Genomic DNA, 7,698 nt, shown 5'->3' with positions numbered 1-7,698 from the left:
TTGGTCAAAGGATAGGAAGGAACATACGCCATGCACGTAAAATACACGGCACTAGTCGCCCACCTAAAACAGCACCCGGGAACCTGGGCGAAGGTACGCACCACCGACACCGAGGCCGGCGCCTGGGCGGCAGCACACCAAATCAAGAACGGCCGCCGCGCAGCATTCCGCCCACCAAAAGAATTCGAATCGTACACGGACGGATGCGTTGTAATGGCCCGATATATCGGACACACACCAGCGCTAGCCTCGCCGGTGGCAACAAACTATTGCACCAGTTGCGGCGCACACAACCCAGGACCAGAGGTGCCCTAAGTAATGGCACGCATCGACGATCTCCCGCCATGGGATGGCGTGACGCCGATAGACATTTGGAAGTCAAAACGAAAGCAAGAAATAAAGGCACTCGTCACGCAGGAATCAGCGGTACTCAAAGCTGTAGACATTGACGGTAACCCTCTTTACAAACTGACCAGTGGATCAAACCTGAAGAGGACAAAACCGCTCAGCAAATCGACGCACACCGCAGTTATCAAACGTGACGGGTGCTGCCTTCACTGCGGATCCACAACTGATCTTGAAGTAGACCATATTGTCCGGTACATCGATAACGGCCCCAATGAAATGAGCAACTTACAGACACTCTGCTTTCCCTGCCACAAAAAGAAGGGTAGGACGCAGTAATTCCACAGCTCAGGATCGACAAATGATTCCGCGACCACCGCAAAGTACTGGAACTAAGCCAGGTTGGCGCCGAAATCTTTACGTTAGACAACATCACATGCGAACGGCAAAACGAAGGAAGGAGATTATTAGATGGCTTGGAGTCTAGCTTGCAGTGAAAGGAGACAGATACAAGGTGAACCAGTTCAGCTCATCATGGTTGTCCAGCTCAGGAATTATTTCGTCAGACGACTCGGCGCCCCTGGCCTTCGCTTCCTTGATGAAAGTTTCAAGGTCTTCAACTGTGACGGAGAATCCAGACCCTTCCTCGGAGAAGTGCAAAGTCAGTTGGTTGGAAAAGTTAGCCATGTCGCAATTATGACAGAGGGAGGTGACTCATGGCAGAGGCGGAAGAGAAGGACCGGCGTTTCTGGGCCAAGATCGACGTTGACTATTTCGACAACTCGAAGATTGACGAACTATCGGACGCGGGCCAGCTTCTGCACCTTGGGTTGATCCTCAAGGCCAAGAAGCAACAGAAGGGTGGCGTACTGTCCGCAAGGCTCTGCAAGGCCCGTGGAGACGCAGCACTAAAGGAGCTGATGGACGGCGACCTGATCCACAAAATGGACGCCAGAACCTACCAGCTACACGACTACGGAAAACACCAAACGGACGACGCGAACATATCCGAAACGCGGTCAAAAATAGGCCAAAAAGGTGCCCACAAGACCAACCACGAGAATCGGCAAATTTATGTGGAAATTTGCGGGCACTGCCAGCAAGCGGCAAGTGACGGCGAAGAATGGTTGAAACACGCGGAACTTGGGCCATAAACACACCAAAACTGGAGCGGCAAAAGCGGCAAAAGTATCGGCAATTGCCGGTCATTTGCCGCGGCAAACACCCCGGCAAGAGAGCGGCAGAGTTAAGAGACTTACTTACGTAAGTCCTCTATCTCACCTAAGTCTCTACTCACATTTAAAGAAGATGGTGAAAAGTTCTCAATCAATCGTCACCTAACTTAACGCGAGCGTCCGCAACAACTGATTGAAAGAAGGAGAACCATGATCACCAAACCGCAAGCCGAAACACTCACCGCACTGCTCAACCAGATCCGGCCACGATGGTCAACAACCTCGCTCATGACAATTCTGGAAAAAAACGCGCAACACCCAGCCAAATTCGCAGACATCGCCACAGCAGCCGTCACCGCAGCCCGGGACCCCATCGCACAAACACCAGGCATCATCTTCATCGACACACGATTCTGGCCCGAAGAAACCAAACACCGCCTACCAAAACCACCAGAATGCGAAGACCACATCGGAGAACCAGCCCACAACTGCTCAAGCTGCCACGCAGACATCAAATGCGGGGACCGACCAGCAAACATGATCGGCAAACACCACACCACAAACAGAAACCCAGGCCAACCCACATGAAAAACACCACCAAAAATGAGACACTAGGGATTACCCTGCGCCGGGGCGCCAAACAACCCGGCACGCAGCGGACCCACACCAACACAACAAGCCCAGCACCTCCCCTGCGGCCCAAAAATCAATTCTTACGGGTTGTGAGCACTAATGTTAGTAGTTGTGAGTCTTGACTGTTTCTAGGCCCGTACAGGGGCACTCAGCGGCTCAGGGTAGGCGGGTGGTGTTGGATGCGATGTTGGAGAAGCCGTTTCAGGATGGGGTGCTAAAACTGGCTCGCTTTCACGGTTTCAGCCTCGCGTATCACACCCATGACAGCCGTCGTTCGGTCCCGGGTTTCCCTGACCTGGTGCTGGTGAATCCGCGCGCCGGCAGGGTCTTGTACAGGGAGTTGAAGACTTCGAAGGGGAGGCTTTCGCCAGCCCAGATTGAGTGGCTTGACGGGCTCACAGCCTGCGGTATGGATGCTGGTGTGTGGCGGCCCAACGACCTTGACACGGGGCGGGTGGTAGCGGAGTTGCGCGGCCAATCCTTTGCTCAAAAAACCTAGTGACATTAGTAATTTCTACTAGCAACATGAGATAGGCTGATAGGACACGAAAGGCCCCGCAAGGTTCAGATGTTTCCGCATCTTAGCTTCGGGGCCGTGACCGAACTGATTGGAGTTCGATAATGAAAAGCTTAGCAACATCCACCGTCCCGGCGTACGCCCACCCCGTCCATGTCGGTGCTGACGGGATCACATTCCGCAGGGTTCACGGGCCAAGCACCAAAGCAGTTACCGGGCACCGCACAGCATACCGGGCATGGGCTACCCAGGAACTCGCCCGCCGTGTAGAAGAGTTCGGACCAGCAACATTGTTCATGCCAGCCGAATATTTGGCGGTGGCACGATGAGCGCCGAGAACATCCGGTGGGGTTACAAGAACGCGGACGGCCACCGGTTGCACGTCAGCACTGTTGGTGCGGGCCGCGACCATGTTGAGCTGGCCATTGCCGGTGTTGGCGACTTTGACTGGCGTTCCGTGAACATCCGGGCTGCCGATGCGCCCGGCATCGCTCTCGCCATCCTGAAAGCCGCCGGCATCCAACGACACGGCGGAACCCATCTGGTCGTTGGGGACCGGCGCGACATGTGGGCCGTCCGCTACCTAACCGAACACGTCGAAGCGCAAGCCGAAGACGCCGCCGAAGCCGAACTCACCCGCCGCAAGGATGAGCTGGCGGTCAAGCTCATGCAGGAACGAGGGTTCTCCACGTCAGTTGCCAGCTACAAACTGGTCGCACCCGTCGCCCAGGCCGCCATTGACATGATCATCGAACTCCAGGACGCGGCCACCAAATGATGGCCCGGATCCGCGCCTGGATTGGCCGGCACGTCGTCGCGGACGACCCCAACCCCACCTACTCACGCCTTGACCGAATGGACCAGTGCAAATGAGCACCGTAGGCACGCCGCGCTACCAGCTAGCCAAAGAAATTTTCATGGCCGACAACGCCGACGCACCAAACCCCGAACGGGAATGGGACATCGCACTATCCAAACAGATTGCCTACGCATACGGGATCGCTGACGGATTGATCGCCGCTGGTTACACCCGCCCCCCGCACCATCACCACCGTGGCCGAATTGGGCGCGCTGGCAGTGGGAAGTGTTGTGATTGACGGCTCCGGGGATGTTTGTGAACTTCACAAGAACGGATGGTACGGAATCCTCAAGGAAGATGACGCGGAACCGTGGCTGCTGGACGGGGCCGAAGGAGTAAACCTCCCCGCGACCGTCCTGCACGAGGGGGTTGGGGCATGAGCGCACACACTGACGCTGTGAAGATCAGCATGGGCGTCTGGGAAGTTGCGCGCATGGAATCAACCAGACACCCAAAACTCAACGGTACGGCTATCGGTTTGCGGCTCACCGGCGCCGACGAAGAACTGCAAGGCGCTGACTTCCTCACCCGCGAAGAAGCGCTACATCTGCGCGACTACATCAACGAACACTTAGACCCCAAGGAGTCCCCCAATGCCTGACATGACCGACGCGCCGGACGTATGGGACGACAGCGTTTTCCCCGGAGGAATGGTATGTAGCACCTGCGGAATGCCTACCGAGTCTGAACCCTGCGAAGAACACCAACCAAACACTTACGAACGGATCAACTAATGCCTGACATGACCGACATACTCACCGCACACCAGTACGCATTCATCGAGTACGACGACAGCGGGGACGCCTACTTCGGGTGCAAGTGCGGCGATGAACAGCAAGAGGACGACCAGCACGAGGACATGGGCGACTGGCACGCCGCGCATGTTGCTGCCGCACTCGAAACCGCAGGATACGGGAAAGTGACGGGCGAAAAAGAATGGGGTGTGCGTCGTGTCGGATATTCGGCAGTTAGGCCACACGCCACCGAATCATCGGCGCGGTGGATTGTAGACGAATGCCAAATGCAAGGACACCCTGAAGAACTCGTCTCCCGCACTGTCACAGCATGGAAGAAGGAAGCATGAGCGCCGACCTCACCCTGTCATGTCGCCTCGGGCAGCACGAACACTGTCAAGGGTTCATGTACTGGGGTTCGATATTTGGAGATCCGACACCATGTCCATGCAACTGTCACAACACGGAAGGCACCGAATGACCACGAACCAGGACGCCACAGTACCGGACGCAGCCGCAGTGCGGGTTGCCGAGTTCGTGCGGCAGGCCATGCGCCTGAACGACGTTGACCGAAACAACTTCTACAGCGTCCATACAGACCCGGACACGGACGGCGCAACACTGTCTCTGCATGACCTTGCCGAGCTGTCCGCTGCCGCACCCATCATCGCAGCGCAAGCCAAAGCTGAATCGGACCTACCTCGCGCCGCAATCTTGGCTGAGATAAGCGCAGAGCGTGACCGGCAAGACGTCAAGTGGGGTGAGCAGAACCATCCCAACGGAACCGGCGATGACGTGGCTTTCATGCACGGTGTGAAACTTCCAAAGCCGCATGAGAAAGTCTCTGTCACCATGGGCACGCTGGCTTACACGGCACGCCAAGTGACGGATAGTCACGCAGCAACCGGTCACGTCACTTGGGCTGACATTCTCCTTGAAGAAGTTGGGGAGGCGTTCGCAGAGCATGGCGCGGATGCACTACGTACTGAGCTTATCCAAGTTGCCGCTGTCGCTGCCCAATGGGTAGAAGCAATCGACCGCGCCCGTGCCGCCACTATCGAACGGGCGACGCCGTGAACCGCGCTCAGATCATTGCCAAGTGCGCTGAACGAGGCCTTGACGGAGACGATGCCGAAACGGCCGTTGATCGATACCTAACTCTGCCCACTGGTGGCCCATACGACAGCGACTCGTTGCGCATCGCCAGCATCGTAAATCACAAGGAGGCGCCATGAAAGCGACTGAACTCAACGGCAACCACATCGGCAAGACCATCACGGTCAAGACCAAGAACACCGAGGCCACCGGCGTACTGCAGGGGTTCGCGCATGACACCGACACCATCAACGACAGCAGCTTTGGCCGTGAATCATGGGCGCTCGGAAAAACCAGCACCACCATCACGCTCCTGCCCGACCAGCGCATCATCGCAGAGATGGCAGACGAGGTGGAGGTGCACGAAGGCACCGTCAAAGAACCAGAAACACCCGGCAGCAGATGAAAAGTTTGCGGCACCGCCCAATACTGCGGCATGGTCAACGGAAAACACCTCTATATGCGCAGGTCTGAACGCCAATCCGACGTAACCGAGGAAAATTGGGATGCGACAGAATTCCTCCAAGTGCCTCGCACAGTTTTGGTGTTGCACAATCGACCGGGGATCAAATGGCTGGAAGGTGATTAAATTTGCTATGGACAATCAATCACCGGGTGGCCCACCCGGCACGCGACGGTCACCGAAGCCCAAGCCAACACGGACGATCTAGCGTGGCCAAATATCTATTTTCACCAGTGGATAACAACAGAGGGGAAGATCATCCATGACTACGAACGCGACTGGAAGCAATGACGTGCAGAGTTATCCACAGGCTACCCACATGGTCTACACGAACACCGGTGAACTCGGATAATCTGACGCCATGACTACAGACAATGAGAACCCCGAAGAAGAAAACCCCAACAAAGAACTCCCCATCATTCCAGGAAGTGCCAGGTACTTCCGAGACCTAACGAAACGGGAAGCTCAGGGTGAAGACCTCCAGCTATCTCCAGATGAGCACGCAAAATTCGATGAATACAAATTGTCATCCACAGCGCTATACCGCGAATTCGACGCAAACTTCAAGCTCAACCTTCAACCCTTACTCAAGTTCACCGAGGGAATGAGCGTCAATGGAATACTAGGTAAGAATTATGTTGCAAGTGATTTCCTGAAAGGGATCTCCCGCCCCTCGTACGCACCCCAGCCAATGAAGATTCCGATCAATCCAATGATCGCGTCCACACGGAACATTGAAGAGTCCATGGCTGAGATGGCAGCCGATCGCGAAGAAGCCGCAGCGCAAAGGCTTCAAGACTCAGACAACCTGAAACTAATGGCAGCCATGCTTGTCGAGATGGAACGAGGAAGGAAGCAAGGCGAAGCCGTCCAAGAGAAGCAGTCGAAATTCAATTCTCTCGTTGCCAAGTTCGGTATCCTCTTAGCATTTGGTGCATTGGCCGTTCCGTTCGTCATTGAAACCATCAAGGGCTGGGCCTAGGCCTATGGAGAGATCATTCGCGCACAGCCATATCAGCCCCCAAGATGAACGAGAATAATGGCATGATGCCTATCGACACCCTAACCTGCCAGATAACTCCAGACTCGGTCGAGCCAACCTCATTATCTTGTAGCATTCCACCGCTTGAGTACCTCGACCTTTGGACGATGTTCGGCGCCTGGGCAACCGTAGGTGCGACATTTCTGCTGGCCTTCTTTGCCTGGAAGGCCTGGAATTCCTCGCAAGCCACTCTAAAGACCATGGAGCGCCAACTCGTGGACAACAAGACGACCGCCCAAAATGCCATCGAAGCAAATAGCCAACTGGCGACCGAGATCCGACAAAGAGCACTACTTGCGGACTACTATGCGGCTGTCACGAATCTGGGTATGGCTGGAGTGCTCAAAAGATTGGGTCCGTCAGATCAGCCGGATGACTTCATGATTCGGAATTTGGCCGCATCAAGTGCGTGGGTTTCTTGGGCAATGGAACTTCACCGAATCAATCCAGAATTTAGAGCACTTACCTCAGCTTGGGACGGAGCGCTCAGGGATGAGTTGGCAAAAAGGCATTTGTCTGAACTGATCGATGGCCCCACCAAAATGGAAAGCAAACTAACCACTGACGGACAATCCAAAAAGCTAGACGAGCTTGTCGGCTGGTATCTTTTCCAGCTACAGGCTTGGCAAGTCCAGCCAGAACAGCGTCAAAAGATTGAAGGAATCCTGGCGGAGCGCCGAGGACAGTACATTGCCTAGCGTTTGCGGGGCTCGCAAGCGCGATGGGAATCCATGCTGCGCCGCCCCATTGAAGGGCGGCACCCGTTGCAAGAACCATGGTGGGGCGTCCCCCCAGGCTAAGGCCGCGGCGGCTCGTCGTATTGCTGAACAGGAAG

Annotated in this window: 15 protein-coding genes and 1 pseudogene; 15 read left to right on the top strand and 1 reads right to left on the bottom strand. The window is 55.6% G+C overall.

What is annotated here, in order from left to right; all coding sequences use genetic code 11:
• Positions 1–30: 30 nt before the first annotated feature.
• Positions 31–315 carry a hypothetical protein gene (locus tag LOH53_RS10830; protein WP_230067748.1) on the top strand — a complete coding sequence of 95 codons (285 nt, stop codon included), beginning with the start codon at positions 31–33 and terminating at the stop codon, positions 313–315.
• A 3-nt stretch (positions 316–318) separates the two neighbouring features.
• The gene (locus LOH53_RS10825; RefSeq protein ID WP_230067747.1) at positions 319–684 is read left to right on the top strand and encodes an HNH endonuclease; all 366 of its coding nucleotides are present in this window, start codon (positions 319–321) and stop codon (positions 682–684) included.
• Positions 685–828: 144 nt separating this feature from the next.
• Here LOH53_RS10825 and LOH53_RS10820 read toward each other — a convergent pair whose 3' ends face one another.
• Positions 829–1,032 carry a hypothetical protein gene (locus LOH53_RS10820; RefSeq protein WP_230067746.1) on the bottom strand — a complete coding sequence of 68 codons (204 nt, stop codon included), beginning with the start codon at positions 1,030–1,032 and terminating at the stop codon, positions 829–831.
• A 29-nt stretch (positions 1,033–1,061) separates the two neighbouring features.
• Here LOH53_RS10820 and LOH53_RS10815 point away from each other — a divergent pair, with 29 nt between their 5' ends.
• The 13 genes and pseudogenes from LOH53_RS10815 to LOH53_RS16940 all read left to right on the top strand — a co-directional run.
• On the top strand, positions 1,062–1,499 hold the full coding sequence (locus tag LOH53_RS10815) for a hypothetical protein (protein WP_230067745.1): 438 nt from the start codon (positions 1,062–1,064) through the stop codon (positions 1,497–1,499).
• A 231-nt stretch (positions 1,500–1,730) separates the two neighbouring features.
• A complete protein-coding gene (locus LOH53_RS10810; protein WP_230067744.1) occupies positions 1,731–2,108 on the top strand; it encodes a hypothetical protein in 378 nt (125 codons plus the stop codon).
• Between the two features lie 163 nt (positions 2,109–2,271).
• The gene (locus tag LOH53_RS10805) at positions 2,272–2,652 is read left to right on the top strand and encodes a VRR-NUC domain-containing protein (RefSeq protein WP_230067743.1); all 381 of its coding nucleotides are present in this window, start codon (positions 2,272–2,274) and stop codon (positions 2,650–2,652) included.
• Between the two features lie 122 nt (positions 2,653–2,774).
• Positions 2,775–2,999 carry a hypothetical protein gene (locus LOH53_RS10800; RefSeq protein WP_230067742.1) on the top strand — a complete coding sequence of 75 codons (225 nt, stop codon included), beginning with the start codon at positions 2,775–2,777 and terminating at the stop codon, positions 2,997–2,999.
• Complete coding sequence (locus tag LOH53_RS10795) at positions 2,996–3,448, top strand: hypothetical protein (RefSeq protein WP_230067741.1); 453 nt, start codon at positions 2,996–2,998, stop codon at positions 3,446–3,448. Before LOH53_RS10800 ends, LOH53_RS10795 begins: the two co-directional genes overlap by 4 nt.
• Positions 3,449–3,539: 91 nt before the next feature.
• Positions 3,540–3,767, top strand: a complete 228-nt coding sequence (locus tag LOH53_RS10790; protein ID WP_230067740.1) for a hypothetical protein — start codon at positions 3,540–3,542, stop codon at positions 3,765–3,767.
• A 138-nt stretch (positions 3,768–3,905) separates the two neighbouring features.
• Positions 3,906–4,130, top strand: a complete 225-nt coding sequence (locus LOH53_RS10785; protein WP_230067739.1) for a hypothetical protein — start codon at positions 3,906–3,908, stop codon at positions 4,128–4,130.
• Positions 4,131–4,262: 132 nt separating this feature from the next.
• On the top strand, positions 4,263–4,613 hold the full coding sequence (locus LOH53_RS10780) for a hypothetical protein (RefSeq protein ID WP_230067738.1): 351 nt from the start codon (positions 4,263–4,265) through the stop codon (positions 4,611–4,613).
• Between the two features lie 127 nt (positions 4,614–4,740).
• Complete coding sequence (locus tag LOH53_RS10775) at positions 4,741–5,340, top strand: nucleoside triphosphate pyrophosphohydrolase family protein (protein WP_230067737.1); 600 nt, start codon at positions 4,741–4,743, stop codon at positions 5,338–5,340.
• 154 nt (positions 5,341–5,494) lie between these two features.
• Positions 5,495–5,764: a hypothetical protein gene (locus tag LOH53_RS10770; RefSeq protein ID WP_230067736.1), complete on the top strand. Its 270-nt coding sequence runs from the start codon at positions 5,495–5,497 to the stop codon at positions 5,762–5,764.
• Between the two features lie 418 nt (positions 5,765–6,182).
• The gene (locus LOH53_RS10765) at positions 6,183–6,803 is read left to right on the top strand and encodes a hypothetical protein (protein WP_230067735.1); all 621 of its coding nucleotides are present in this window, start codon (positions 6,183–6,185) and stop codon (positions 6,801–6,803) included.
• Between the two features lie 44 nt (positions 6,804–6,847).
• Positions 6,848–7,561 carry a hypothetical protein gene (locus LOH53_RS10760; RefSeq protein WP_230067734.1) on the top strand — a complete coding sequence of 238 codons (714 nt, stop codon included), beginning with the start codon at positions 6,848–6,850 and terminating at the stop codon, positions 7,559–7,561.
• Positions 7,518–7,661 (top strand): annotated as a pseudogene (locus tag LOH53_RS16940) (HGGxSTG domain-containing protein); the annotation flags it as partial. The gene LOH53_RS10760 and the pseudogene LOH53_RS16940, both read left to right, overlap by 44 nt.
• Positions 7,662–7,698 lie beyond the last annotated feature (37 nt).

Source organism: Arthrobacter cryoconiti, from assembly GCF_020905375.1.
GTDB lineage: Bacteria > Actinomycetota > Actinomycetes > Actinomycetales > Micrococcaceae > Specibacter > Specibacter cryoconiti.
The sequence above is the reverse complement of the archived record's forward strand: the minus strand, read 5'-3'. Positions and strand labels throughout refer to the sequence as shown.

Coding starts and splice junctions, on each gene's coding strand:
- LOH53_RS10780 (WP_230067738.1), top strand. CDS start 4,263: ATGCCTGACATGACCGACATACTCACCGCACACCAGTACGCATTCATC.
- LOH53_RS10795 (WP_230067741.1), top strand. CDS start 2,996: ATGAGCGCCGAGAACATCCGGTGGGGTTACAAGAACGCGGACGGCCAC.
- LOH53_RS10825 (WP_230067747.1), top strand. CDS start 319: ATGGCACGCATCGACGATCTCCCGCCATGGGATGGCGTGACGCCGATA.
- LOH53_RS10800 (WP_230067742.1), top strand. CDS start 2,775: ATGAAAAGCTTAGCAACATCCACCGTCCCGGCGTACGCCCACCCCGTC.
- LOH53_RS10785 (WP_230067739.1), top strand. CDS start 3,906: ATGAGCGCACACACTGACGCTGTGAAGATCAGCATGGGCGTCTGGGAA.
- LOH53_RS10760 (WP_230067734.1), top strand. CDS start 6,848: ATGAACGAGAATAATGGCATGATGCCTATCGACACCCTAACCTGCCAG.
- LOH53_RS10775 (WP_230067737.1), top strand. CDS start 4,741: ATGACCACGAACCAGGACGCCACAGTACCGGACGCAGCCGCAGTGCGG.
- LOH53_RS10830 (WP_230067748.1), top strand. CDS start 31: ATGCACGTAAAATACACGGCACTAGTCGCCCACCTAAAACAGCACCCG.
- LOH53_RS10765 (WP_230067735.1), top strand. CDS start 6,183: ATGACTACAGACAATGAGAACCCCGAAGAAGAAAACCCCAACAAAGAA.
- LOH53_RS10820 (WP_230067746.1), bottom strand. CDS start 1,032: ATGGCTAACTTTTCCAACCAACTGACTTTGCACTTCTCCGAGGAAGGG.
- LOH53_RS10810 (WP_230067744.1), top strand. CDS start 1,731: ATGATCACCAAACCGCAAGCCGAAACACTCACCGCACTGCTCAACCAG.
- LOH53_RS10790 (WP_230067740.1), top strand. CDS start 3,540: ATGAGCACCGTAGGCACGCCGCGCTACCAGCTAGCCAAAGAAATTTTC.
- LOH53_RS10770 (WP_230067736.1), top strand. CDS start 5,495: ATGAAAGCGACTGAACTCAACGGCAACCACATCGGCAAGACCATCACG.
- LOH53_RS10815 (WP_230067745.1), top strand. CDS start 1,062: ATGGCAGAGGCGGAAGAGAAGGACCGGCGTTTCTGGGCCAAGATCGAC.